Source organism: Pseudomonas wenzhouensis, from assembly GCF_021029445.1.
Classification (GTDB): Bacteria; Pseudomonadota; Gammaproteobacteria; order Pseudomonadales; family Pseudomonadaceae; genus Aquipseudomonas; species Aquipseudomonas wenzhouensis.
On sequence record NZ_CP072610.1, the window covers coordinates 663870 to 688841 of the forward strand.

Sequence of the window (24972 nt, forward strand, 5' to 3'; positions counted from 1 at the left end):
CTCATTGCAAGGTTGATTGGCGCAGCACCAGGGTGCCGCCCTTTTGACTGAATTCGAGTTGCTTCAGGGCGCTCATGCCCAGCAGCACGTCGTCGCCGTCCATACCGGGGGCGATCAAGGCGGCGACGTCACGCAGTTCGATGTCGCCCAGGCGCAAGCTGTTCAGACGGGTGCGGTGCCCGGTGGCACGACCGTTGGCCGTGCTGATGATGATTGGCGCGCCACGTTGCAGGCCAAGACGCTCTGCCACTGCACTGGGAATCGCCACCTGGGTGGCGCCGGTGTCGAGCAGGAACGTCACTTTCTGCCCGTCGATTTCGCCGTCGACCAGATAGTGGCCTTGCCGGCTGCTGGTCAGGCTGACTTCGACGTAACCCTCGCCATGCACCGACTGCGGCGTCTGGTTGGGGTTGCGCTGGCGCTCTTCCCAATTACCGAAAAAATGCGTGGCCAGCAGCAGGCCGGTGCCCCAGAAGAGCACCCACATCACCCGTCCGGCGCGGCGGCCAGGCGTCTGCTCTGTCACGGACGTCGGCTCCAGCCGCCCTTGGGCGCGGCAAAGCGCCAGGCGACGGGACGCACTTCGCCGTCAGCACGGGTCTGGCTGCCGTTGTCGACGCCGATCCAGGCGCCATCCTTGTCGATCCACAGCGCTTCGGCCATGCCGTAGTTCGGTGCGTAGCGGCGTGGTTCGCTCAGCGCTTCGCTGGCGAACGACCAGCAGAGCTCAGCCACGCCGTCGCTCAGCGTGCGGCGGCAAATGCGATGCGCCTGGCGCTCCAGGGTAAAGAGCTTTTCACCAAAATAGGCCAGGCCGGAGAAGTCGCGCGGCGCCGGATGGCCGCCGAGTGCTTCTGGTGAGGGTTCGTCGCCGCTTTCGCTGGTCAGCACGCAACCGCCGGTACAACGCCAACTGCTGCCGCGACGATGCAGCACGGTCAGGCCACGGCGGCGCTGTTCGGCGGCCAGCCACAGGCGATCACCGGCCGGATCGATGGCGATGCCTTCGAAACCCTGGTTGAAGTGCAGCAGCATGCCGCTGGCACGGGCCTGACGTACCAGGCCGGTCGGCAAATTGAGCCACTGGGCGTTACCGTTGCTGGCGACCTGCAGCACGGCGGCGCGGGTTTCGCTGACCAGGTAGCGATTACCCTGGGCGTCGCATGACAGACCTTCGAAATCCAGCATGCTTCCGCGTACCAGGCCGCTGGCCCAATTGCGCATGCGCAGCCCCCAGGGCAGCAGGCTTTCGGGTGGCTCCGGGGCGACGAAGGTTTCCGCTTCGGCACGCAGCAGGCCATCCTCGGCATGCAGCCGGTAGAGGCGGTCGTCATCACGGTCGGAGACCGCCCACAGGCTTTCGCCGCACATGGCCAGGCCCGAGAGATTCCCGCCCGGCATAGCCGTGACCGGGTATTCGGCCTGCAGTGTGAGCTCTTCGAGCTGCACCGGTTCGGCCTGTGCGCCACTGGCCAGCAAGCCGAGCACAAGGAACATGACACGCATCAGAGCAGTACCTCGGCCAGGTTGCCCTTGGACTCCAGCCAGCTCTTGCGGTCGCTGGCGCGTTTCTTCGCCAGCAGCATGTCCATCACCTCGCGGGTGCCTTCGAAGTCTTCCAGCGTGAGCTGCACCAGGCGCCGGGTGTTGGGGTCCATGGTGGTTTCGCGCAACTGCGGCGGGTTCATCTCGCCAAGGCCCTTGAAGCGTGTGACCTGCGGTTTGCCACGGCGTTTTTCGGCCACCAGGCGGTCGAGGATGCCATCGCGCTCGGCATCATCCAGGGCGTAGAAGATCTCCTTGCCCAGGTCGATGCGATACAGCGGCGGCATGGCCACGTAGACGTGCCCGGCGTCCACCAGCGGGCGGAAGTGACGGACGAACAGGGCGCAGAGCAGGGTGGCGATGTGCAGACCGTCGGAGTCGGCGTCGGCGAGGATGCAGATCTTGCCGTAGCGCAGCCCGGAAAGGTCGCTGGAGCCTGGATCGATACCGATGGCCACAGCGATATCGTGCACTTCCTGGCTGGCCAGCACTTCGCTGCCGTCCACTTCCCAGGTGTTCAGGATCTTGCCGCGTAGCGGCATGATGGCCTGGAATTCCTTGTCGCGCGCCTGCTTGGCGCTGCCGCCGGCCGAATCACCCTCGACCAGGAACAGTTCGCAGCGCAGCGGGTTCTGCCCCGCGCAGTCGGCCAGCTTGCCGGGCAGCGCCGGGCCCTGGGTGATCTTCTTGCGCTCGACCTTCTTGCCGGCCTTGAGGCGCCGGCCGGCGTTGCTGATGGCCAGCTCGGCCAGTTGCAGGCCGGTTTCCGGGTGGGCGTTGAGCCACAGGCTGAAGGCGTCCTTGACTACGCCGGAGACGAACGCCGCTGCCTCGCGCGAGGACAGGCGCTCCTTGGTCTGCCCGGAGAACTGGGCGTCCTGCATCTTCATCGAGAGGACGAAGGCGATGCGCTCCCAGACGTCTTCCGGAGCCAGCTTGACGCCGCGCGGCAGCAGGTTGCGGAACTCGCAGAACTCACGCATGGCATCCAGCAGGCCCTGACGCAGGCCGTTGACGTGGGTGCCGCCCTGCGCGGTGGGGATCAGGTTGACGTAGCTTTCCTGTACCGCGTCGCCGCCCTCGGGCAGCCACAGCAAGGCCCAGTCAACGGCTTCCTTGTTGCCGGCCAGGCTGCCGACGAAGGGCTCGGCCGGCAGGCGCTCGAACTCGCTGACGGCATCGACCAAGTAGGAGCGCAGGCCGTCCTCGTACAACCACTCGACCTTCTCGCCGGCGGCCTTGTCCTCGAAGGTCACCGACAGACCTGGGCACAGCACGGCCTTGGCCTTGAGCACATGCTTGAGGCGGCTGACGGAGAACTTGAAGGAGTCGAAGTACTTGGCATCCGGCCAGAAATGCACGCTGGTGCCGGTGTTGCGCTTGCCGACGGTACCGATGACTTGCAGGTCGCTGGCCTTGAAGCCATCGGCGAAGCTCATCTGGTATTCGTTGCCATCACGTTTGACGGTGACCACCACGCGGGTCGACAGGGCATTGACCACGCTGATGCCGACGCCGTGCAGGCCGCCGGAGAACTGGTAGTTCTTGTTGCTGAACTTGCCGCCGGCATGCAGCTTGGTGAGGATCAGTTCCACACCCGGCACGCCTTCTTCCGGGTGGATGTCCACCGGCATGCCGCGACCGTCGTCGAGCACTTCCAACGAGTTGTCCTCGTGGAGGATCACCTGGATCGACTTGGCGTGCCCGGCCAGGGCTTCGTCGACGCTGTTGTCGATCACTTCCTGGGCCAAGTGGTTGGGGCGTGTGGTGTCGGTGTACATGCCCGGGCGCTTGCGCACCGGGTCGAGGCCGGAAAGAACTTCGATGGCGTCTGCGTTATAGGCGTTCTGCTGGGCCATAGGGTCTCTTGGTCATCAATTGAATGCGGAAAAGTCGGTATCGCGCCAGAGTGTGGCGCTAATGCCGGCGAATGCGAAGAGTGCCGGCAAGTGTTCGGTAAAGCCCTGGAAGCCGTGGTCGCCACCGGCCTGGATGCGCAGGGCACAGGCGCGGTAATAGCGCTCGGCGTCGCGGTAGTCGAGGGTTTCGTCGCCGGTTTGCAGCCACACCTGGTAACGCGCCGGATCGCACGGTGGCGCAACGTCGAGCTCGGCCAGGGCGTGGACATGATCCTCGGTCAGCTCCCAGGTTTCGTCGCTGTAGTAGTTCTTCTGCGGGCCGAGGTAGCCGTCGAAGCGCAGGTGCGGCTGCACGGCCGGATTGATCAACAGTGCCTTGAGCCCGTGCTGCTCGGCCAGGTTAGTGGCGTAGTAGCCGCCCAGCGAGCTGCCCACCAGCAGCGGCGCGCCCAGTTCGCCGATCAGCGCCTGCAACTGCGTGATGGCCTGGCGCGGATGATGATGCAGGGCCGGTACGCGCAACTGGTTTTCCAGGCCCAGATGAGCCATGGCACGGCTCAACTGGCTGGCCTTGAGCGAGGCCGGCGAACTGTTGAGGCCGTGAATATAGAGAATGGATGCGGTCATGGTGCGGGAGGCTACTACAAAAAACGGCGGCAGGCTTCAGGCGGCAGGCAAGAGCAAAGCGGTTTCCTGCCGCCTGACGCCTCAATAGCCCTTGACGCTGTAATCGATCTCGAACGTGATGCCGGTTACGCGCGAAACACCGGTATCCAGCGTGCCATCGGTATGCAGGCGCAGCCAGCGATAGCCAGGGGCTTCGCTGCTGACCTGGAATTCTTCACTGCCCGGTGCGAACTGCACGCAGGTCGAAGGCGAGGCGAGCAGGCGCAGATTGCCGCGCATCTGGTCGAACTCCTGATGGACGTGCCCCCATAGCACGGCTCGGGCCTGCGGATGGCGATCGAGGATGGCGAACAGGGCATCGGCGTTGCGCAAGCCGATGGGGTCCATCCATGTGCAGCCGATCGATACCGGGTGGTGATGCAGGCAGATCAGGTGATGGCGCTGCGGTGCTTCACTCAGGGCGCGTTCCAGCAATTCAAGCTGGCTGTCGGCAAGAAAACCGGGCACCGCGCCGGGGATCGACGAGTCGAGCATGATCACGCGCCATGCACCCAGGTCGTAGATCGGCTCGAGCAACGGCGTGCCGGCACAGGCACCTTGCATGGGCGGGAGTTCGTCATGGTTACCAGCGAGCCAGCGCACGGGCGCGCCGAGCGGGTCGGTCAGGTGGCGAAAGCGCTCATAGGAGGCCAGGCTGCCGTCCTGCGACAGGTCGCCGGTGGCCAGAATCAGGTCGATGCCGGGTTGCTCCTGCAGCATCTGCTCGATCACGCGGCGCAGGCTGTCGCAGGTATCCATGCCCAGCAGCTTGTCGCCCGCGTCGGCGAACAGGTGGCTGTCGGACAACTGCACCAGCAGGACCGAGGAATCAGCAGAGTGGGTGGGCAGGCTCGGCAAGACCGTCTCCTTGGACTCTATCGAGTGAATTATGGTGGTTGCCGCACTAAAGGGAAAACCTGGGAAGTGGACGCGGATCACAGAAAAACGTCTGCAACGTTTTTTACCTGTATCGGTGTCGCGACTCGGGTGTGCACGGCAGATGAACCATACAACGGCACCTAAACTGCCGCCCAGCGAAAAACGTGAAGGGCGCTCTACATCACCGGCAGCGGTTCGTGCCCGCAGGCCAGACAATGGCTCAGCCATTCGCCGAGGAACAGATTAAGCTGGCTCTTCTCGTCCGGCTGGTGCATGGCGGCATTCGGGTATGGGTAGCGAATATGCAGGCGCCGCGCGTTCTCGGCGCCCACCACCTCGGCCATGCGTGCATCGTGATACACCCGCACTTCCAGTTGCGGCACCGGCAGCCAGGGTAGGCTGTGTTCCTGGCGCACGCACAGGGTGGTGGTGTAGGGGCAACTTTCCAACACGTCCAGCGCCAGCACGCCGAGCAGATGCTCACCCTGGCTCAGTGCCACGCGGCGGCTTTCCGTGTGCTCACGCATGTTCGGCAGCAGGCGCATCAGGCGCGCGTAGTTGGCCTCGCAAGCCGCTTGCAGCTCGACCAGGTCGACCCGATAGCGCTCGCGTAGCAGATTCACGACCACATCCCCCGCACTTCGTCGCGGTTCAGCGCCAGCCATTGCAGGGCGATGATGCTGGCGGCGTTGTCGATACGCCCGTCGCGCACGGCGGCCAGGGCATCCTCCAGCGGCATCACCTGTACCCGGATGTCCTCGCCTTCCTCAGGCAGGCCATGCACACCGCCGGCACCTTCACTGCTGCAGCGACCGACGAACAGATGCACGCGCTCGTCCGAGCCACCAGGCGAAGGGTAATACTGGGTGATCGGCCACAGCGACGTCAGGGGCAGGTCGGCTTCCTCGATGGCTTCGCGACGCGCGACCTCCTCGGGCTCCTCGTCCTTGTCGATCAGGCCTGCGACCAGCTCCAGCAGCCAGGGGTTGGCGCTCTTGTCCATGGCACCGACGCGAAACTGCTCGATCAGCACCACTTCGTCGCGCTGCGGATCGTAAGGCAGCACGCACACGGCGTCGTGACGCACGAACAGCTCGCGGGTCAGCTGCGGGCCCATGTTGCCGGCGAACTGGCGATGGCGCAGCTTGATCCGGTCGAGGCGGTAGAAGCCGCGAAAGCAGTTCTCGCGCTCGATGATGTCGATGTCGTCTTTGCCCATGGCAACTCCCCAGATAGTCGTAACGGGCCAAACTGCGGCCCGTTACCTGTCACACTAGCGAGCATAGCGCTGCCAGATCAAGCTTCCATGACTGCCTGCTACACGCGTTGGTAGAGTTGGCTGCCTTGCGCCTTGAATTCCTCGGCCTTGGCCTGCATGCCTTGCTCGGCATCCAGATCGACGGCGTCGATGCGCTGATCCTTGGCGTATTCACGTACTTCCTGGGTGATCTTCATCGAGCAGAACTTCGGCCCGCACATGGAGCAGAAATGCGCGACCTTGGCCGAATCCTTCGGCAGCGTCTCATCGTGGTAAGCGCGTGCAGTGTCCGGGTCCAGCCCCAGGTTGAACTGATCTTCCCAGCGGAACTCGAAGCGCGCCTTTGAGAGGGCATTGTCGCGGATCTGTGCGCCGGGGTGACCTTTTGCCAGGTCAGCAGCATGGGCGGCGATCTTGTAGGTGATGATGCCGGTCTTCACGTCATCCTTGTTCGGCAGGCCCAGGTGCTCCTTGGGCGTGACGTAGCAGAGCATGGCGCAACCGAACCAGCCGATCATCGCCGCACCGATGCCGCTGGTGATGTGGTCGTAGCCTGGCGCGATGTCGGTGGTCAGCGGGCCGAGGGTGTAGAACGGCGCCTCGTCACAGCATTCCAGCTGCTTGTCCATGTTCTCCTTGATCAGTTGCATCGGCACGTGACCGGGGCCTTCGATCATGCACTGCACGTCGTGCTTCCAGGCGATCTTGGTCAGCTCGCCAAGGGTTTCCAGCTCGCCAAACTGGGCGGCATCGTTGGCGTCGGCAATCGAACCCGGACGCAGGCCATCGCCCAGCGAGAAGCTGACGTCGTAGGCCTTCATGATTTCGCAGATGTCGTCGAAATGGGTGTAGAGGAAGTTTTCCTTGTGATGCGCCAGGCACCACTTGGCCATGATCGAGCCGCCGCGCGAGACGATGCCGGTGACGCGCTTGGCAGTCAGCGGCACATAACGCAGCAGCACGCCGGCGTGGATGGTGAAGTAGTCCACGCCCTGTTCGGCCTGCTCGATCAGGGTGTCGCGGAACAGCTCCCAGGTCAGGTCCTCGGCGATGCCGCCGACCTTTTCCAGGGCCTGGTAAATCGGCACGGTGCCAATCGGTACGGGGCTGTTACGGATGATCCACTCGCGGGTTTCGTGGATGTGCTTGCCGGTGGACAGGTCCATCACCGTGTCCGAGCCCCAGCGGATGCCCCAGGTCAGCTTGGCCACTTCTTCCTCGATGGAGGAACCCAGCGCCGAGTTGCCGATATTGCCGTTGATCTTCACCAGGAAGTTGCGGCCGATGATCATCGGCTCCAATTCGACGTGGTTGATGTTGGCCGGGATGATGGCGCGGCCACGAGCGACTTCGCTGCGGACGAACTCGGGGGTGATCTCTTTCGGGATGTTGGCGCCGAAGCTGTGGCCGGCGTGCTGCTCATTGAGCAGGCCGGCTTCACGCGCTTCGGCCAGCTTCATGTTTTCGCGGATGGCGACGTATTCCATCTCCGGGGTGATGATGCCTTTCTTGGCGTAGTGCATCTGGCTGACGTTGTGCCCAGCCTTGGCCCGGCGCGGGTTGCGCACGTGGGCGAAGCGCATCTTGGTCAGCTCGGCATCGTTCAGGCGGCGCTGGCCGAACTCGGAGGACAGGCCCGGCAGTTTCTCGGTGTCACCGCGGTCTTCGATCCAGGCGCTGCGCACGTCGGCCAGGCCCTTGCGCACGTCGATGCTGACGTTGGGGTCGGTGTAGGGGCCGGAGGTGTCGTAGACGGTGACCGGCGCGTTGATCTCACCACCGAAGTCGGTCGGCGTCACGTCCAGGCTGATCTCGCGCATCGGCACGCGGATGTCCGGGCGCGAGCCCTGCACATAGACTTTCTGCGAACGGGGGAAGGGCTGTACCGACTGCTGGTCGACCTGTGCCGACTCACTCAGATTCTTTTGTTGTTGTACGCTCATCAAGGCTATCTCCGGGGATGGTTGTCGGAGGCGGAACCTGAGAGCAAAGAGAGGCGGAGGCGCACCATGAGCGGTGCCGAGAGGACTCGCCGGTTGATGGGCGAGGACATCTTGTTCCCTACGCAGGCCTTAACCTGATCAGGTTCAACGGGATCCGGAACTCTCCGATCTCAGCCTCTGATTTGAGGCACCCCGACAAGAACGTACGCAGTCTAAACAAGCTGGCGAGAGAAAACCAATCCGCTGCCCGTTGGGCATTGGCCCGTATGTCGGAATCTGCCGTTTTGACGGATTGTTCCGGGGCGGCAACATAGCTTGTCACTATCTAGACTGATGCAAGCCATGGCGCGCTTGACCCCTGCCTGCAGCGGGCCGTAGCCTTGCTGATTACCGCCTACTCAAGGATCGACATCCATCATGTTGCGCAGACTTTCCCTGGCAATCGCCGTGGCCGCCGCTTCGGTGGGCCTGGTTCAGGCCGAAGAGGCCCCACTGTCCAGCAAGACCGACCTGGTCACCGTGTATCAGGAAGCCGCGAAGAGCAACGCCGATATCGCTGCCGCGCGTGCCGATTACCAGGCACGTCGCGAAGTCGTGCCGCAGGCGCGTGCCGGTTTGCTGCCCAACCTGTCGGCCGGTGCCAACTATGGTGATACACGTACGGAAGTCGACACGCCGAGCGTCACCAGTTCGCGCAGTGGTCTGGTCTACCAGGCCAATCTCAGTCAGCCGCTGTTCCGCGCTGATCGCTGGTTCCAGCTGCAGGCCGCCGAAGCGACCAGTGAGCAGGCCGCACTGGAGTTGTCGGCGACCGAGCAGAACCTGATTCTGCAGAGCGCCGAAACCTACTTCGCCGTGCTGCGTGCGCAGGACAACCTGGCCTCGACCCGGGCCGAAGAGGCTGCATTCAAGCGTCAGCTGGATCAGGCCAACGAACGTTTCGACGTCGGTCTGTCCGACAAGACCGACGTGCTCGAAGCGCAGGCCGGTTTCGATACCGCGCGCGCCAACCGCCTGCTCGCCGAGCGCGCGGTGGATGATGCCTTCGAAGCGCTGGTGACCCTGACCAACCGCGATTACGTGGCGGTTGAAGGGATCGTGCACAGCCTGCCGGTGCTGGCGCCAACGCCGAACGATGCCAAGTCCTGGGTCGATACGGCGGCGGCGCAGAACCTCAACCTGCAGGCCAGTTTGTATGCGGTGACGGCTGCCGAAGAGAACCTGCGGCAGCGCAAGGCCGGCCATGCGCCGACCCTGGATGCCGTGGCCAGTTATCAGCAGGGCGACAACGACAGCCTGGGCTTTACCAACAGTGCGGCGACTGGGCGTACCTTCAGTGGCGACGTTTCACAGCGTTCCATCGGTCTGCAACTGAATATCCCGATCTACAGCGGTGGCCTGACCAGCTCGCAGGTACGCGAGGCCTACCAGCGCCTGGGGCAGACTGAGCAGCTGCGCGAGAGCCTGCGTCGTCAGGTGGTGCAGAACACCCGCAACCTGTTCCGTGCGGTGAACACCGATGTGGAGACCGTGCAGGCGCGGCGCCAGTCGATCATCTCCAACCAGAGCGCGCTGGAGGCCACCGAGATCGGCTATCAGGTCGGTACCCGCAATATCGTCGACGTGCTCGACGCCCAGCGTCAGCTTTACAGCGCCGTGCGCAATTACAACGACGCACGTTACGACTACATCCTCAATAACCTGCGCCTGAAGCAGGCCGCCGGCACTCTGAGCCCGGCTGACCTGGAAGCGCTGGGCAGTTTCCTCAAGCCGGACTACAACCCGGACAAGGATTTCCTGCCGCCGGACCTGGCCTCGGCCGCCGAGGATCGCCTGAAGAACAATCAGGATTTCTGAGGCAAGCGCTGAGACGAAAAAGCCCGACGCGAGTCGGGCTTTTGCTTTCAAGTGCGGTTGCGTATCAGACAGAGCGTAGGGGGCGGGTGGCGAACCGCTTCGGCCAACCAACAGTGGCCGCTCTGGATGTGGTGGGCTGAAGCCCACCCTACCCGCCCTGACGATTGCCAAGCGTAGCCCGGATTACATCCGGCTACAGAAGACGCTGCAAGCCCTCCAGCAATCGCTGCAGCGCGCCCTGGTTGGCCTTGAGCACGCTCAGGCCCGCCTGGCTCATGCGCTGCATCTCGCTCGGTTCGTTCAGCAGCGCCGCAACCTTGTCCGCCAACTGCCCGGCGTTTTCCACTTCGTTCAGGGCGCCGGCTTCGCGCAACTGCGCGGCGATTTCCAGGAAGTTGAACAGGTGCGGGCCGCTCAGCACGGGCTTGCCCAACGCGGCCGGCTCCAGCAGGTTATGCCCGCCGTTGGCCACCAGGCTGCCGCCGACGAAGGCGATATCCGCCAGGGCGTAGAGAAACAGCAGCTCACCCATGGTGTCGCCCAGCAGCACCTGATCGCTGGTTTGCACGGCTTCTCCCGTGGAGCGGCGGCGTGTGGTCAGCCCTTGGCTGATGCAGAGCTCATGCACCGTGTTGAAACGCTCGGGGTGGCGCGGCACCAGGATCAGCAGGGCATCCGGTCGAGACTTCAGCAACTGGTGATGGGCGGCGAGGATGATCTCGTCCTCGCCGGTGTGGGTGCTGGCGGCGATCCATATCGGTCGAGTCGTGGCCTGCCATTGCTGGCGCAGGGCATCTGCGCGTTGCAGCAGTTCAGCATCGATCTTCAGGTCGAACTTGATCGAGCCGGTCACCTCCACGCACTCGAAGCGGGCGCCCAGATCGAGAAAGCGCTCGGCTTCGGTCTGAGTCTGCACGGCGATCAGCGACAGTTCGGCAAGCATCGGTGCGGTGAGTTTGCCGAACCGGGCGTAACCCCGTGCCGAGCGTTCGGACAGCCTTGCGTTGGCCAGGGCGACCGGAATGCCGCGCTTGGCGCATTGGTGGATATGGTTCGGCCACAGCTCGGTTTCCATGACCACGGCCAGGCGCGGCTTTACGCGGTCGAGAAAACGCGCAGCGGCCCAGGGCAGGTCGTAGGGCAGGTAGCAGTGCTGCACGCTGCCGCCGAACAGTGCCTGGATGCGCTCTGAGCCGGTCGGCGTCATGCAGGTCACGGTGATCGGCAGTTCGGGATAGCGTGCCTGCAATGCGCGGATCATGGGTGCTGCGGCGATGCTTTCGCCTACCGAGACCGCGTGCACCCAGATGCCGCCGGGTTTCATCGAAGGCAGGTTTAGGGAGAAACGTTCATCGATACGCTGGGCATAAGCCGGTGCCTTGCGCGCACGCAGCGCCAGGCGCAGAGCAATCAGGGGCAGGGCCAGGTGCAGCAGCAGGGTGTAGAGGAGTCTGTTCATGGGGGCGCAGCTTATCGCCGCCCGCAATCCTCTGGAAGCACGATCACGCTTGCGGGCGCAGCAGTTCGCGCGCCAGGCAGTCGGCCAGCCAGTTGGCCGCCGGGCCGAGCGCGCCGTCGCGGCGGGTGACCAGCTCCACCACCAGTGGCAGCGGCGCCCAGTCGCTGCGCAGTTCCTGCAGGTGGCCCTGGTAGGTCGGGTACTGCGCCACATGGCGCGGCAGCCAGGCCCAGCCAACGCCACGGATCACCAGCTCGGCCATCACGTAGAAGCTGTCGGCGCGCCACACCAGCGGGCTGATCTGCTCACCGCCGGGGTAGTGGCTGTCCTGCGGGGTCATCAGCAACTGGCGATGCTCGGCCAGGTCGCGGCGTTCCACGCTGTCGAGTGCCGCCAGCGGGTGCTGTGGGCTGCATACCGTGACCATCTCGATGGTGCCCAGGCGCTGGCTTTCCAGTTCCCTGGGCATCTGTTCGTGATGAAACAGCAGGCCTAGGTCGGCCTGGCGCTGGAGCAGCTTGCGCGCCACATCACCCTGCGCGCCGCTGGAGAGCTGAACCTCCAGCAGGGGGAAGGCTTCGGCCAGTGCTTCCAGGCTGGCCAGCACTGGCTGATAGGGCATGGCCTCATCCTGCGCCAGGCGCAGGCGTGCTTCCTCGCCGCGTGCCAGGCCCAGTGCGCGACCATCCAGGCGCTCGCACTGCTGCAACACGCTGCGTGCCTGCTCCAGCAGCGCCGCACCCGCTTCGGTCAGCTGTGGCTGGCGACCGCTGCTGCGTTCGAAGAGGGCTACGCCCAGATCCGTTTCGAGTAGGGCGATGGCAGTGCTCACCGCCGACTGCGCGCGACCGCTTTCGCGTGCCACGGCAGAGAAGGAGCGGCACTCGGCGGTGCGCACAAACAGATGGAGCTGATCGAGGTTCCAGTTCATTGCCTATCTCCATTGCAGATAGGTAATGACTTTATCCCATCGCTATGACGACTAGAATCGGCAGCCTCGCTCAGGAGTCGCCATCATGCCCGGATACCTCTATCTCGCCATTGCCATCGCCGCCGAAGTGGTCGCCACCACATCGATGAAGGCCATCGATGGTTTCAACAAGCCTTTGCCGCTGGTGCTGGTGGTGGGCGGCTACTGCATTGCCTTCTGGATGCTGACACTGGTGGTGCGTACCATTCCGGTGGGCGTTGCCTACGCCATCTGGGCGGGTCTGGGCATCGTCCTGGTGAGCATCGCGGCGATGTTCATCTATCAGCAGAAACTCGATTTGCCGGCTGTGCTGGGCATGGGCCTGATCGTCAGTGGCGTGGTGGTGATCCAGTTGTTTTCCAGCTCCACCGGCCATTGAAGCGGGACGTCAGGGTTACGTTTGCGGCCTGAAGCTTGCCGCGTGTAGCGGCCCCGAGGGTTATACTGCGCGCCTGTTTTTCTGCGAGGCGCGTTCATGTCCCAAGCTCTCAGCACCGATGTCCTGATCGTCGGCGGCGGTATCGCCGGTCTCTGGCTCAATGCGCGCCTGCGTCAGCATGGCTTCGCCACCGTGCTGCTGGAGCGCGGCAGCCTGGGCGGCGGGCAGAGTCTGAAATCGCAGGGCATCATCCATGGCGGCGCCAAGTACGCCCTGCACGGTGCGCTGACGGGCGCTTCCGAGGCCATTGCCGACATGCCACGGCGCTGGCGCGAGGCGCTGGCGGGTAATGGCGAGCTGGATCTTTCTGGCGTGCGCATCCTCTCCGACGCGCATTACCTGTGGTCGCCCGGCACCCTGGCCGGCAACCTCACCAGCTTCTTTGCCAGCAAGGCGGTGCGCGGCCGAGTCGATCAGGTCAAGGGCGATCAGTTGCCGCCGGCGCTGCAGCATCCGAAGTTCAAGGGCAAGGTCTATCGCCTGGCCGAGCTGGTGCTCGATGTGCCGAGCCTGATCGCCCGTCTGGCCGAGTTGGCTGGCGACAGCCTGCTGGCGGCCGAACGTATCGAATCGCTGCAGGACAATGGCGAGCTATGCGGCTTGATCGTCGATGGTCGCGAGATTCGTGCGCAGCGCGTGGTGCTCAGTGCCGGTGCCGGCAATGCTGAGCTGCTCGCCGCCTTGGGCATTGAGCAGCCTGCGCAGCAGTTGCGCCCGCTGCATATGGTGCTGGCCAAGGGGCCGGCGCTGAAACCGCTGTATGCGCATTGTCTGGGTGGTGGGCCGAAGCCACGGGTGACCGTCACCACTCATCCGGCGGCGGACGGACAGTGGGTCTGGTACCTCGGCGGTGATCTGGCCGAGGCGGACGGCGTTGCCCGCGATGAAGCTGCGCAAATTCAGGCCGCGCAAAAGGAAATGGCAGCCTTGCTGCCCTGGGTCGATCAGCGTCAGACGCGCTGGGCCACCTTGCGTGTCGACCGTGCCGAGCCGGCGCAGTCGGGCCTGGTGCGTCCCGACAATGCATTTTTGGCCGAACAGCAGCGCCTGCTGGTGGGCTGGCCGACCAAACTGGCGCTGGCGCCGGATTTCGCCGACCGCGTACTGGCCGCCCTGCAGCGTGATGGCGTGCAGCCGCTCAGTCATACGCCGCGGCCCGAGCTGCCGCGCCCTGCGTTGGGTCAGCCGGTATGGGAGGCGTTGCTGCCATGAGCACCCTGCACGATCTGCATCGTCCGCTGGGCTCCACCGGCTTGCGCGTTTCGCCGCTGGGCCTGGGTACGGTCAAGCTGGGGCGCGATCAGGGGGTGAAGTATCCCAACGGCTTCACCATCCCCGACGATGCGCAGGCGCGGGCCTTGCTGCAGCAGGCGCGCGAGCTGGGCATCAACCTGATCGATACCGCGCCGGCCTACGGTATCAGCGAGCAACGCCTTGGCCCGCTGTTGCGTGGCCAGCGTGATGAGTGGGTGATCGTCAGCAAGAGCGGCGAAGAATTCGAGCAGGGGCAGTCGCATTTCGACTTCTCGCCGGCGCATACGCGGCTGTCCGTCGAGCGCAGTCTCAGGCGCCTGGAAACCGACCGTATCGATCTGCTGCTGGTGCACTCCGACGGTAACGATCTGGCGGTGCTGCGCGAGACAGGGGTGTACGAGACGCTGGCCGCGCTCAAGCGCGAGGGCAAGATTCTCGCCTATGGGATTTCCGGCAAGACCGTCGAGGGCGGGTTGCTGGCGTTGCAGCAGGGGGACTGCGCTATGGTCACCTACAACCTCGGCGAGCAGGGCGAAAAGCCGGTGCTGGACTACGCTGCCCGTCATGCCAAGGGCATCCTGATCAAGAAGGCGCTGGCCAGCGGTCACGCCTGCCTGGCCGAGGGGGTCGATCCGGTACGCGCCAGTTTCGAGCTGATTTTCGCGCATCCGGGGGTCAGCAGCGCCATCGTCGGCACCATCACGCCTGCGCATCTGGCGGCCAATGCCGCGACTGTTGCGGCTGTTTTGCAGGGCATCGACTAGATCGGTCACGTCCTCTTACAGGCCCTGGGTTGTATTGAGTGGCTAGCTTGGGGCAGCCTTGAGCGGTTTTCGTCGCAACCTGACCCGCGCGTGAGTGCCGGCTTGCTAGTCGCCTCACGCCCCGCCGGAAAGAGGAGCCGAGATGCCTCGTACGCTGATCCGCAAGGACCCAAGCACGTTCAAGACCCTGCCACTGTTCGTCGAGGCCGGCCCGGATGGGCTGAGTTACCAGAGCCTGGGGCAGCCGCTGAATTTTCAGCAGATGCTCGAGCGGCGCCGCCCGCTTGAGGTGGCGAACAGCTCGCGCTTTTCCGTCGAGCTGGCCAATCTGGGCGTGTCGGTACGCCTGACCCTGCGTCTGCACGGGCGCGATTACTGGCTGCTGGTGCGCCAGCGTCGCCCGGATCGTGGCGACACCGTGCTCAAGCTGATTTCCGGCTACGTGCCGGCGCATGAGCTCAATCTGCCGTTGCTCACGGCCATTCAGGAGGTGGCCGAGGAATGTCTGCTGGAAAGCGCCGATGGCTGGTTGAGCGGGCGCTTCGGCGATACCTGGCTGCCCACGCCCTATCAGGGCGCCCTGCGTTACCGTGAGTCCAGTCACTTCCGCCTCAGTCCGCTGTCCGGTGCAGCGCTACCGGTGCAGTGTGGCAACCTGACCCTGCTCGAGCGCCCGCGTGCCTATGTGCATCTGCCTACGGCATCCTTGCAGCTGGTCTATGACATGAGTCTGGAGCTGCCGCGCGATGCCCGCCAACTGAGTCTGTTCCATGTCGATGAATGCCTGGAGGAGGGCCGGCTGGTAGCGCGGCTGGAGCGTCGTCGCCCGGATCTTTACCTGTTGGCGCTGCACCGGGGGGCGCCCAGTGGCGAGCTGTTCACCCTGAGCAAAGGCGAGTTGCGGCCTGCCGGTACCCGCGGTCTGTGGCTGTCGGAGAGCTTCGCCGAGCAGGAAGGCTGGCTGGTGCGTGACGAGCGGGTGCGCTGGGCGGACTGGCTGCAGCGTTACGGTGTGAAGCCGCCACAGCGGCGCGCATTGGCCAGTGCTTGAGTGACGCCGGGCCTCAGTGTGCCCGGCTGTCGTGCATGCGCGTCAGTTGCCGCTCCAGCAGGGCCGGATAAGGATCGAGCAGGCGCTCCACGCAACTGGCACCCTCCGGGCTGGCAATCGGACGAATGCGCGCACGTTGGCGAGCGAGGGTGTCCTGGGCGACGCGCTGCTCGACCAGCAGCAGGTTGCGGCTGTGTTGTGACAGTGCCAGGGCATCCAGGGCGCTGTCGCTGAGCAGCAGCTCGGCCTGGCCCAGTTCTTCCAGGTCGCTGCCCAGGGTCAGGCCCAATTGCAGCTGCAGGGTGATGCCGCTGTCGGCGACCTCGATCTGCAGGGCATGGCCCAGGGCGCGCATCAATTCGCCACAACAGATGGCGTGGGTCAGGTAGTCTTCGCCGCATTCGCGTTCGTGGAACAGCATCAGGCTGCTGCCGTCCTTGAGCGTGTGCAGTTGTCCCTGATACAGCGCGGCAGCCTGATCGAGGCAGGCACGATAACGCTCCAGCAGTTCCATCAGACGTGTGCGCGGCAGACGCCGTAGTTGCTCCTGAGCACCGAGCTGAATGGCCAGCACCGCGCTGGCCTGCGATTGGCGCGGCGCTTGGGCGACGGGCGCGGCGGCTGTGGATTCGTCGCGCAGGTCGGCGAAGGGATCGTCCGGTTCAATCGCCTCGGGCCAGGGCTTGAGCGTCTCGTCGTCTCTGTCCCGTTCATCGAAGGTATGGCTGGCGCGCGGCTGTTGCGGCTCGTCGTCGTCTTCTTCTGGGAGGTAGTCGTCGACGTCGTCGAGCAGCGGTTGGTCATCCAACTCCGGCTCGGGTTCAGGCTTTTCCGGCACCAGGCGTGCCTGCAGCTGGCGCGCCAGATCGCCGATTTCGTCGTTGCGTCCGGCACCTGGGGCGGGGTCGTCCGGGTCGCGTAGCCACAGGCGCATCTGCAGCAGCGGCGTGGAGATGTGCCGGCCCAGGCGCATGCTCAGTGACAGCGTGAGGGCCAGCAGGATCAGGCTGAGGATGCCCATACTCTGCAGGCTGATGGTCATCGGTTGCTGGAACTGGCTCATGTCCAGGCTGATGCGCAACTGCCCGGCCATCACTTCCTGAAAGGTGATGGAGGTGGAGTACAGACCCTCGGTTTCGCCCAGTACGCTGCGCGTCGGGCGCGAGCCCGCCTCGGCAAGGATGCGGTCATCCACGCTGTAGATCGCGGCGTGCGCGACCAGTGGATTCTTCGCCAGGTTGCTCAGCAGCACGTTGAGGCTGAGGATGTCGTTGGACACCAGCAGCTCGGTTGCGGAGGCAGCCGTCTGGGTAATCAGCGCCTGGCCGAGGGCGTCGGCCTGCTGCTGCATGGCCTGCTTGAACTGCATGCCCATGACCCAGGCATAGATGAGCATGGCCAGCGCCACCAGCAGCAGGCTGTGGCTGGCGATGCGCAGCACCAGAGGCACGCGTCGCTGACGCAGCGCGTGGAAGATCAGGAGGAAGAAGTTATCGGGTTTGACGGGCGCGGGCCGGTTCACAGAGCTCGGCTCTTGTCGACTGAAGTTGCCGCGCAGTATAGCGAGCGCTCTGGGGTGGGCAAAGCGCACGGCTGCCCGGATCGACGGGAAACTGGGTAGAATGTGCGCCTTTTCGTCGGTCGGTAGTCATTTCACTGCTGGCTTGCCTCAATCGTTTGCCCTGGAGGGTGCGTCTTGCGCGAAATCGTCCTGATCAATATCACCGGCGAAGACCGCCCCGGACTCACTGCTGCCATCACCGGCGTGCTGGCTCAGGGCGGGGTGAACATTCTCGATATCGGCCAGGCGGTGATCCACGACACCCTGTCGTTCGGCATCCTCATCGAGATTCCGGACAATGGTCGCTCGCAGTCAGTGCTCAAGGATCTGCTGTTCACCGCCTACGAACTCGATCAGCAGGTGCGCTTTACCCCGGTCTCCGAAGACGACTACCGGCAGTGGGTCGGTGGCCAGGGCAAGGCGCGCCATATCGTCACCCTGCTGACGCGCAAGGTCAGCGCCGAGCAACTGCAGCGGGTCAGTGCGATTACCGCCAGGTACGGCCTGAATATCGACCATATCGACCGCCTTTCCGGGCGCATGCCACTGGACATGCCGGCCGAGCAGGGCAAGGGCTGCATCGAGTTTTCCGTGCGTGGCGAGCCGGCTGATCCGGCAGCTCTGCGCGCCGAATTTCTCAGTGTGGCGCAGGAGCTCAATGTTGACATCGCCTTCCAGCGCGACTCGGTGTTCCGTCGCAACCGCCGCCTGGCCGTGTTCGACATGGATTCGACGCTGATCGAGGCCGAGGTGATCGACGAGCTGGCCAAGGCGGCCGGCGTTGGCGAACAGGTGGCCGAGATTACCGAGCGCGCCATGCGCGGTGAGCTGGACTTTCGCGCCAGCTTCAAGGAGCGCCTGGGCTTGCTGCAGGGGCTGTCGGAAGACGTACTGGAAGAGATTGGCGCGTCCCTGCGTCTGACCGAAGGCGCCGAGGTGCTGTTCGCCGAACTCAAGCGCCTGGGCTACAAGACCGCGATCCTCTCTGGTGGCTTCACCTATTTCGCCAGGCAGCTGCAGGCCAAGCTGGGCATCGACTACGTGTTCGCCAACGAACTGCAGATCGAGAACGGCAAGGTCACCGGGGTGGCCGTCGAGCCCATCGTCGATGCCCAGCGCAAGGCCGATCTGTTGCGCGAGCTGGCGCAGAAGGAGGGCTTGCAGCTGGAGCAGACCATCGCCGTTGGTGATGGCGCCAACGACCTGCCGATGCTTGGCCTGGCCGGTCTCGGTGTGGCCTTCCGGGCCAAGCCGCTGGTCAAGCAATCGGCCAAGCAGGCGATCTCCACCCTGGGGCTGGATGGCATTCTTTATCTGCTGGGTTTTCGCGACCGTGAGGGGCAGGAATAAGCACCGGCGCCGTCTCGGATATAAAAAGTCACCTGTTCAGGTTAATGCCAGCCAGTTAAGCCTCGACGCAGCCAATGTGTAGGAGCGGCGCCCCGCCGCGAACCAGGGTGACGTGCCATCGAAAAACTTCGCCCCGAGGCGGGGCTCCTACGAAAAGCCGCTTTGGCCACGGCCACCTTATCGGATCGGCATTAACCTGTTCAGGTGGCTTCTTCGTCGGCGGGATTTATTCGTCGCCGGCCGAGAAGTCGTAGTCCATCGACTGGCTTGGGCCCTGCAGGTAGTAACCCTGAATGAAGTTGACGCCGGCCTGCCATAGCGTGGCCAGCACGCTGGCACTTTCGACGAAGGGTACGATGGTCAGCTTGGCCTGGGCATGCAGGCTGCTGAGCAGGGTTTTCAGCGCTTCCTGGTTCTCTGCATTGCTCAGATCCTGGGAGAACGAGCCGTCGACTTTGACGAAGTCCACGTGCAGGTGCTTGAGCGTGTTGAACGGGTTCAGTGCGCAGCCGAACTGGCTCAGAGCGACCTTGCAATGCAGCTGCGCCAACCCCTGGGTCAATGCCTTGGCCTGTTTCAGGTAGGCGATGGCGTCCGGTTCGCTGAACTGGAACACCAGTGAGTCCGACGGCAGCCGTGCAGCCTTGAGTGCCACGCTGAGCCAGGGCAGCAGGGTCTGATCCTGCAGACTGGCGCTGGACAGGTGCACGAACAGACGGGTGTGATGCCCTTTGGCGCGGTGGTCAGCCAGCAGTTTGATCGAATTGAGGATCACCCAGCGGTCGATCTTCTCGCCGAGTCCTGCCTCCTTGGCGGCGGCGAGGAAGTCCTTCGGCGAGACCTCCTGCCCCTGCGGGCTGAGCAGGCGCAACAGGACTTCGTAGTGTTCGTTGGCGTCGCCGCGCAGGCTGATGATCGGCTGGAACAGCAGGCGGAAGCTGTTGTTCTCCAGTGCCTGCTGCACCATGGCCAGCAGGTTGCCGCGGTTGGCGGCGGCGGCCAGCTCGTCGGCCGGGTTGAACAGCTTGAGCGCATTGCCGTCGTTGAGTTCATCAGCGCAGCGGAGTGCGCGGTCGATGACTTCCTGGGCCTTGGCGGTCTTCTCGCTGAGCCCCGCGACACCAATCGACAGCGTGGTCTGCACGGTGCGTCCGCTGACGTCGAACAGATGGCTTTCGACTTTCTTCAGCAGGCTCTGCAGGCTGGCCTGGCAATGCTCGGGTGTCTGGCCTGGCAGCAGGGCGGTGAATACGTCGTCACCGAAACGCGCCAACTGACTGTCGGCGGGGAAGTGGTCGCGCAACAGTCCTGCCAGATCGGTCAGCAGCAGGTCGATGCTGGCCAGGCCGATTTCGCCCTGCAGGGCGGCGTAGCGGTCGACGCGGATATATGCCAGGGTCGAGGGTTGGCCGCTGTTGATGGCGCGCTCGGCTGCGCTGTCCATCAGCTCGAGGAAATGACTGCGGTTGAACAGGCCGGTGACCAGGTCCTGACTACTGATCTCGCGCAGCTTTTCTTCCAGTTCGGCATTGGAGGTTTCCGCGCGGATCACCACCTGGATGCAGGGTTCGCCGTCATAGGTGGCCGGAGAGAAACTCATTTGCGCGGCGAAGCTGCTGCCGTCGGCGCGTACGCCCTGGCAATTGAGCTCAGCATTACCTTCGGCGCTCTGGTAGTTCTTCAAAAAATCCTTGAACGCTGCATGATCGCTGCTGGCGATCAGGTCGATCATCGGCATGCCTTCGAGCTCTTCGCTATCTTCGTAGCGGAACAGCTCAAGGTAGGCGCGGTTGGCGTAAATATGCATGCCGTCATGCACGTAGGTGATGGCGTCCACCGAGCTTTCCAGCAGCAACTGGCAGCGCTTTTCCGCCTCGCGCAGGGCCACTTCAGCCGCGCGCCGGGCACGCCGCTCTTCCAGATTGCTCAGCTCACGTTTGGCCACCAACACCAGGCGTTCGTCCTCGCCCTGTGGCAATGCATCCTGGGCGCCGAACAACAGCGCTTCGGTAATGATTTCCGGGTCGTTGTCATCGACCAGCTGAATGACGGGAATATCCTTGGCCTGCCGGCGGATGGCGTTGATAGCCTCGCCAGGTTCCAGGTACTCGCTGCTCGGGGCGCAGATCAAAAGATCCCAGGTGTGCTGCAGGGTCTCGGCGAGATCCTCGCTGGAGGTCAGCCGGTGCACACGGGTGGCATGCCCGGCGTTGCGGAACAGACTGACCAGGCGCTCAGCTTCGTTCTGCGAATCTTCGAGAAGCAGCAGGCGGATGGTTTTTTTTTCGATGGCCATAGAGGGTCAATGCAGCGCCGAATGGACGCGAAAAGGCGACAAATGGTGAATCTTCCGGAGCCTACAGAGACTTCCAGAGCGAGTCAAAATCTTCCTCCCCGGCAGGCTTGTGGCTTTGCGAGGCTGTGACCGGCGTCCCGGCAGGGGGCTCTTGTTCGCCTACGCGGTGATATTCGAACTGACTGAAGCTGCCGGTACTGACCTGGCGTCGGCTGAGTACGGCGCGGTGTTCTTCACCGCGGTCGTTGATCAGTACCTTGCTGCCTTCCTGAAAGGGCAGGCGCGGTGTGATCAGGCTGGCAGGGCGAGAAATGGCGCTGATTTCCGGCAGTAGCAGGGCGCGCAGGTACTGGCTGTTCTGATCGGCCTTGCGCAGCAGTTGCAGGCCGCAGGGGCGTGCATGCGGAGCGATCAGCTCGATACCCATCTGCGTGCCGCCACCACGCACCTGGCGAATCCAGCGTACGATGGCCACGCTCCAGCCCTGGCTGGGGCTGTCCTGCACACCGAGCAGCTCGCCCGCCTGTAGCTGGCTGGGCACTTCCTTGGGCCAGGACAGGCAGTAGCCGCCCGGGCTGTGGTTGACGATGGCCAGCTTGAAGGTCGGATAGTCCTCGGCGCTGTTCGTCGTCGGCGTCTGCTCGCCCGGGGTGACCTTGGTGTACTGAATCTCTTCGAAGTGGATCTCGTCGGCTGCGCTGCGTTGCGCATCGAAGGCATTGGACCAGATATCCGGCTCACCGGTATTCGGCTTGAAGACGGCCGCGCCGATTTCCACCGGGCGCTTGAGCACCTCGCCGAACGAGCGACGCCCGGAGAGGAAGAAATGCAGCGCGGTCATGCCAATGCACAGGGTCAGGCTGCCTTGCCCCGGCGTGCGCTGGAAGGTGCGCTCGGCGATGTCGCCCCAGGCTGCGGCAACATGTTGCAGCAGGTCGAGGCTGATGCCTTCGGGGATCATCAGGCGCGATTTGCTGCGATCTTCTTCGGGCAGTTCGAGGTATTCCTTGATCGCATCGACCAGTGGCTGCGTATCGATGCCCAGCAGATTGTGCAGGTCGCTGCTCTGATACAGCGACTTGTAGCGCGGTGGGCCATCGATTTGTGGGGCGAGGACGAACAGGCTGTCCGGATGATCGCCCGGCTGCAATTTGATCAGTGCGCTCCACGGCTCCAGGGCCTCGGCCAGGCGTGCAATACCGTTCTGGCGCATCTGGTTGGTGCGCGCGCAGCCCAGCAGCAGCGCGGTGATATAGCTTTGCTCGGTGCTCAGGCCCGGCGTATGGCGGGCCAGAGGGTCACGAATGACCTGGCGTTGCAGGCGTTGCTCGCAGGCGATCTGGTAGAGCTGGTGCAGTTCCAGCCAGAGTCCTTCAGGCACCGGGCAATACAGCTGGCTGGCGCGCACCAGCGGGCTGCACAGGCTGTTGCTGGCACGCTGCAGGGCGATTGCGAGCAGTTGGTCGCGGTCTTTGCCGCTGAGCGGGATGACCTTGGCAATGATCAGCTTGTAGCCGACAGCCAGATGGTTCTGCAGCGCCTGGCAGAGGTTGGCCACCTTGCGCGGGCGTTCATCGAGGACGATCGCCTGATTGAGAAAGTGGCGTTCCAGATGTTGGCAAACGAAGCTGACTTCCGGGCGCAGCAACTCCAGCAACTGCAGGCGATTGTCGGCGGGGGTGAGAAACTGGTTGAGTTCCACCAGGCTCTGGTACAGCTGTCGTGCGGTTTCGCCGATGTTCGCCTTGGGCAGGGCCGCGATCCAGCGTTTCAGATCGCGGGGGCTGCCATTGCAGAAACTGAGGCTCTGCTGGCTTGGCGTGGGCACACGCAACAGTTGCAGGTGGGTACTCTGTTTATCCATCAAACTCGGATACTCCGGCCACGCACTATCAAGCGGCTCTAGTAGTAGTCTTTCGAACTCTAGCAGTATCTGACTGCGCTGGCAGCCCGCTTACCTGCTGGGCTGCCTGGCCAGGGTGCACATCTATAACCAGATGGTCGGGGGGCGGTTCCTTGTCTCGCCCGCTCAGGCCTGGGCATTGCCCAGTCGTTGGCCCATACGCACCGGGCTGCCGGCCGCCAGTTCCTCGGCCCATTGCACCTGGTTCGGGCCGAACAGCACGATGGCCGTAGAGCCCAGCTTGAAGCGGCCCATCTCGGCGCCCTTGGCCAACTCGATGGGGCCGCGCGCTGCTGCGTCGTAACGCGTGCTCTTGAGTTCGCGCCTGGGCGGTGTGACCAGACCGGCCCATACCGTTTCAACGCTGGCGACGATCATTGCGCCTACCAGCACCACGGCCATGGGGCCACGCTCGGTATCGAACAGGCAGACCACGCGCTCGTTGCGGGCGAACAGTTCCGGCACATTTTCCGCGGTGGTCTGGTTGACCGAAAACAGCCGGCCGGGCACGTAGACCATTTCCTTCAGGGTGCCGCCCAGCGGCATATGGACGCGATGGTAATCCTTCGGCGAGAGGTACACGGTGGCGAACTGGCCGCCCATGAACGGCGCGGCACGCTCAGCGTCGCCACCCAGGAGTTCGACGGCGCTGAAACTGTGGCCCTTGGCCTGGAAGATACGGCCGTGTTCGATGGCGCCGAGTTGGCTGATCGCGCCATCGGCGGGGCTGAGAATGGCGCCAGGGGTTTCATCCAGCGGGCGCGCGCCGTCTTTCAGAGCGCGGGTGAAGAACGCGTTGAAGTGTTCGAAGGCGCGCAGGTCTTCGACCTGAGCTTCGCTCATGTTGACCTGGTACTGCTTGGCGAACCAGGCAATCAGCGGGTTCTTCAGCCAGCCGATGCGGCATTCGGCCACGCAGCCGACCAGACGTGACAGCAGGTGATGCGGCAGCAGGTACTGGCTGAGGATAAAAAGACGTTGTTTCATCGTGTTTCCTTGAGGGTTTGAGCCGGCGCTGGCACGGCCAGGTCGGGGTAACTGATGGCCGTTCGCTCAGCGCTCGATGGGGGTGTCGGGCCGATTGCCCCATTCTGACCAGGAGCCGGCATAGGCCTTCACGCGCGGATAGCCGAGCGCCTTGGCCACCACGTAACTGAGGCCGGAGCGGCGATGCGTCTGGCAATGCGTGATCACTTCCTTGTCCGGCGTGATGCCCAGACCTTGCAGGATGTCGTCGATATCACTGCGGATGCGCATGCCGCGCTGCGGATCCATGGCGGCTGTCCATTCGAAATGGACGGCGCCGGGGATATGCCCACCTCGCGCTGAATTGAGTTTCGCGCCCGTGTATTCGTCCGCGCTGCGCACGTCCCAGATGGCCAGGTCATCATCGCCCAGACGCGCTTGCAGGTAATCGCAGGTCGCGGTGGGGGTATCGCTCAGTGTGAGTGATACCTCGGTGCGGGTTACTGCAGGCTCTGCCTGGCTCAGTTCGAGGCCGTCGGCGACCCAGGCCTGCAGGCCACCATTGAGGAAGTGATGACGCGGGTGACCGATCACATCGAGCAGCCAGATGAAGCGGCCCGCCCAGGGGCCGCCTTCGTCGTCGTAGACAACATAGGTGGCGTCAGCACGGTGGCCGATATCGGCGAACAGCGCCTCGAGCTGGGCCGGCTCCGGCAGCAGGCCCGGCGCTGGCGGTTGACCCCGTTGCGTGCGCTTGGCATCGACCCAGCGTGCGCCGGCAATGTGGCCGTCGGCATAGCGTGCGGCGCTGCTCAGATCGAGCAGGATCAGGTCGTCGGCGTTCAGGCGTGCGGCCAGTTCGGCAGGCTCTATCACCAGCGGCAGGTTGTCGAAGGCGGACATGAAGGCCTCCCTGAAGTTAAGAACGGACGATTGTAGCGGAAATGGGCTG

21 protein-coding genes and 1 riboswitch are annotated in these 24972 nt (G+C 64.0%); of the genes, 6 read left to right on the top strand and 15 right to left on the bottom strand.

Translation table 11 applies throughout. The features are described from left to right. Position 1: 1 nt before the first annotated feature. The 8 genes from J7655_RS03035 to thiC all read right to left on the bottom strand — a co-directional run bounded on the left by J7655_RS03035 (position 2) and on the right by thiC (position 8150). Positions 2-526, bottom strand: coding sequence for a retropepsin-like aspartic protease family protein (locus J7655_RS03035; protein ID WP_230926513.1), 525 nt, complete (start codon positions 524-526; stop codon positions 2-4). Beyond that, positions 523-1506 (bottom strand): esterase-like activity of phytase family protein, encoded by a 984-nt coding sequence (locus J7655_RS03040; RefSeq protein ID WP_230926514.1) that lies wholly within the window; start codon positions 1504-1506, stop codon positions 523-525. Before J7655_RS03040 ends, J7655_RS03035 begins: the two co-directional genes overlap by 4 nt. After that, positions 1506-3404: a DNA topoisomerase IV subunit B gene (gene parE, locus J7655_RS03045; RefSeq protein ID WP_230926515.1), complete on the bottom strand. Its 1899-nt coding sequence runs from the start codon at positions 3402-3404 to the stop codon at positions 1506-1508. Before parE ends, J7655_RS03040 begins: the two co-directional genes overlap by 1 nt. Positions 3405-3419: 15 nt before the next feature. Then, a complete protein-coding gene (locus tag J7655_RS03050) occupies positions 3420-4031 on the bottom strand; it encodes a YqiA/YcfP family alpha/beta fold hydrolase (protein ID WP_230926516.1) in 612 nt (203 codons plus the stop codon). An 81-nt stretch (positions 4032-4112) separates the two neighbouring features. Next, the gene (cpdA, locus tag J7655_RS03055) at positions 4113-4928 is read right to left on the bottom strand and encodes a 3',5'-cyclic-AMP phosphodiesterase (protein ID WP_230926517.1); all 816 of its coding nucleotides are present in this window, start codon (positions 4926-4928) and stop codon (positions 4113-4115) included. Between the two features lie 197 nt (positions 4929-5125). Next, a complete protein-coding gene (locus J7655_RS03060) occupies positions 5126-5578 on the bottom strand; it encodes a DUF1249 domain-containing protein (protein ID WP_230926518.1) in 453 nt (150 codons plus the stop codon). Further along, on the bottom strand, positions 5569-6168 hold the full coding sequence (locus J7655_RS03065) for an NUDIX domain-containing protein (RefSeq protein WP_021487850.1): 600 nt from the start codon (positions 6166-6168) through the stop codon (positions 5569-5571). Before J7655_RS03065 ends, J7655_RS03060 begins: the two co-directional genes overlap by 10 nt. A gap of 98 nt (positions 6169-6266) precedes the next feature. After that, positions 6267-8150 (bottom strand): phosphomethylpyrimidine synthase ThiC, encoded by a 1884-nt coding sequence (thiC, locus tag J7655_RS03070; RefSeq protein WP_230926519.1) that lies wholly within the window; start codon positions 8148-8150, stop codon positions 6267-6269. 98 nt (positions 8151-8248) lie between these two features. Next, positions 8249-8355: riboswitch (TPP riboswitch) on the bottom strand. A 212-nt stretch (positions 8356-8567) separates the two neighbouring features. Here thiC and J7655_RS03075 point away from each other — a divergent pair. Next, entirely contained in the window at positions 8568-10007 is a 1440-nt protein-coding gene (locus tag J7655_RS03075; RefSeq protein ID WP_230926520.1) for a TolC family outer membrane protein, read from the top strand. A 193-nt stretch (positions 10008-10200) separates the two neighbouring features. Here J7655_RS03075 and waaA read toward each other — a convergent pair whose 3' ends face one another. Together waaA and J7655_RS03085 are read right to left on the bottom strand one after the other, a co-directional pair. Continuing rightward, the gene (gene waaA, locus J7655_RS03080) at positions 10201-11466 is read right to left on the bottom strand and encodes a lipid IV(A) 3-deoxy-D-manno-octulosonic acid transferase (RefSeq protein ID WP_230926521.1); all 1266 of its coding nucleotides are present in this window, start codon (positions 11464-11466) and stop codon (positions 10201-10203) included. 43 nt (positions 11467-11509) lie between these two features. Next, positions 11510-12397: a LysR family transcriptional regulator gene (locus J7655_RS03085; protein WP_230926522.1), complete on the bottom strand. Its 888-nt coding sequence runs from the start codon at positions 12395-12397 to the stop codon at positions 11510-11512. Positions 12398-12482: 85 nt separating this feature from the next. Here J7655_RS03085 and J7655_RS03090 point away from each other — a divergent pair, with 85 nt between their 5' ends. From J7655_RS03090 to J7655_RS03105, 4 genes are all read left to right on the top strand, one after another. Continuing rightward, a complete protein-coding gene (locus tag J7655_RS03090; RefSeq protein WP_230926523.1) occupies positions 12483-12815 on the top strand; it encodes a DMT family transporter in 333 nt (110 codons plus the stop codon). A gap of 96 nt (positions 12816-12911) precedes the next feature. After that, entirely contained in the window at positions 12912-14087 is a 1176-nt protein-coding gene (locus J7655_RS03095; RefSeq protein WP_230926524.1) for an NAD(P)/FAD-dependent oxidoreductase, read from the top strand. After that, a complete protein-coding gene (locus J7655_RS03100; RefSeq protein WP_230926525.1) occupies positions 14084-14893 on the top strand; it encodes an aldo/keto reductase in 810 nt (269 codons plus the stop codon). Before J7655_RS03095 ends, J7655_RS03100 begins: the two co-directional genes overlap by 4 nt. A 142-nt stretch (positions 14894-15035) precedes the next feature. Next, complete coding sequence (locus J7655_RS03105; protein WP_230926526.1) at positions 15036-15944, top strand: metal ABC transporter ATPase; 909 nt, start codon at positions 15036-15038, stop codon at positions 15942-15944. A 13-nt stretch (positions 15945-15957) separates the two neighbouring features. Here J7655_RS03105 and J7655_RS03110 read toward each other — a convergent pair whose 3' ends face one another. After that, entirely contained in the window at positions 15958-17466 is a 1509-nt protein-coding gene (locus J7655_RS03110) for an AhpA/YtjB family protein (protein ID WP_230926527.1), read from the bottom strand. Positions 17467-17640: 174 nt separating this feature from the next. On the opposite strand from J7655_RS03110, the gene serB reads away from it, so the two are divergent. Continuing rightward, positions 17641-18855, top strand: a complete 1215-nt coding sequence (gene serB / locus J7655_RS03115; protein ID WP_230926528.1) for a phosphoserine phosphatase SerB — start codon at positions 17641-17643, stop codon at positions 18853-18855. Positions 18856-19081: 226 nt separating this feature from the next. Here serB and J7655_RS03120 read toward each other — a convergent pair whose 3' ends face one another. The 4 genes from J7655_RS03120 to J7655_RS03135 all read right to left on the bottom strand — a co-directional run bounded on the left by J7655_RS03120 (position 19082) and on the right by J7655_RS03135 (position 24923). After that, positions 19082-21151 carry an EAL domain-containing response regulator gene (locus J7655_RS03120; RefSeq protein ID WP_230926529.1) on the bottom strand — a complete coding sequence of 690 codons (2070 nt, stop codon included), beginning with the start codon at positions 21149-21151 and terminating at the stop codon, positions 19082-19084. 61 nt (positions 21152-21212) lie between these two features. Next, on the bottom strand, positions 21213-23015 hold the full coding sequence (locus J7655_RS03125; RefSeq protein ID WP_230926530.1) for a molecular chaperone: 1803 nt from the start codon (positions 23013-23015) through the stop codon (positions 21213-21215). A 165-nt stretch (positions 23016-23180) separates the two neighbouring features. Then, the gene (gene asd / locus J7655_RS03130; protein WP_230926531.1) at positions 23181-24041 is read right to left on the bottom strand and encodes an archaetidylserine decarboxylase; all 861 of its coding nucleotides are present in this window, start codon (positions 24039-24041) and stop codon (positions 23181-23183) included. Between the two features lie 66 nt (positions 24042-24107). Then, a complete protein-coding gene (locus J7655_RS03135; RefSeq protein WP_230926532.1) occupies positions 24108-24923 on the bottom strand; it encodes a rhodanese-like domain-containing protein in 816 nt (271 codons plus the stop codon). Positions 24924-24972: the final 49 nt, after the last annotated feature.

What these genes read in the sequence shown, in the direction of transcription:
- J7655_RS03040 (WP_230926514.1), bottom strand. Translation starts at nt 1,506, where the DNA reads ATGCGTGTCATGTTCCTTGTGCTCGGCTTGCTGGCCAGTGGCGCACAG.
- asd (WP_230926531.1), bottom strand. Translation starts at nt 24,041, where the DNA reads ATGAAACAACGTCTTTTTATCCTCAGCCAGTACCTGCTGCCGCATCAC.
- J7655_RS03095 (WP_230926524.1), top strand. Translation starts at nt 12,912, where the DNA reads ATGTCCCAAGCTCTCAGCACCGATGTCCTGATCGTCGGCGGCGGTATC.
- J7655_RS03065 (WP_021487850.1), bottom strand. Translation starts at nt 6,168, where the DNA reads ATGGGCAAAGACGACATCGACATCATCGAGCGCGAGAACTGCTTTCGC.
- J7655_RS03075 (WP_230926520.1), top strand. Translation starts at nt 8,568, where the DNA reads ATGTTGCGCAGACTTTCCCTGGCAATCGCCGTGGCCGCCGCTTCGGTG.
- J7655_RS03090 (WP_230926523.1), top strand. Translation starts at nt 12,483, where the DNA reads ATGCCCGGATACCTCTATCTCGCCATTGCCATCGCCGCCGAAGTGGTC.
- J7655_RS03100 (WP_230926525.1), top strand. Translation starts at nt 14,084, where the DNA reads ATGAGCACCCTGCACGATCTGCATCGTCCGCTGGGCTCCACCGGCTTG.
- J7655_RS03120 (WP_230926529.1), bottom strand. Translation starts at nt 21,151, where the DNA reads ATGGCCATCGAAAAAAAAACCATCCGCCTGCTGCTTCTCGAAGATTCG.
- J7655_RS03135 (WP_230926532.1), bottom strand. Translation starts at nt 24,923, where the DNA reads ATGTCCGCCTTCGACAACCTGCCGCTGGTGATAGAGCCTGCCGAACTG.
- J7655_RS03105 (WP_230926526.1), top strand. Translation starts at nt 15,036, where the DNA reads ATGCCTCGTACGCTGATCCGCAAGGACCCAAGCACGTTCAAGACCCTG.
- waaA (WP_230926521.1), bottom strand. Translation starts at nt 11,466, where the DNA reads ATGAACAGACTCCTCTACACCCTGCTGCTGCACCTGGCCCTGCCCCTG.
- thiC (WP_230926519.1), bottom strand. Translation starts at nt 8,150, where the DNA reads ATGAGCGTACAACAACAAAAGAATCTGAGTGAGTCGGCACAGGTCGAC.
- J7655_RS03050 (WP_230926516.1), bottom strand. Translation starts at nt 4,031, where the DNA reads ATGACCGCATCCATTCTCTATATTCACGGCCTCAACAGTTCGCCGGCC.
- J7655_RS03085 (WP_230926522.1), bottom strand. Translation starts at nt 12,397, where the DNA reads ATGAACTGGAACCTCGATCAGCTCCATCTGTTTGTGCGCACCGCCGAG.
- J7655_RS03125 (WP_230926530.1), bottom strand. Translation starts at nt 23,015, where the DNA reads ATGGATAAACAGAGTACCCACCTGCAACTGTTGCGTGTGCCCACGCCA.
- parE (WP_230926515.1), bottom strand. Translation starts at nt 3,404, where the DNA reads ATGGCCCAGCAGAACGCCTATAACGCAGACGCCATCGAAGTTCTTTCC.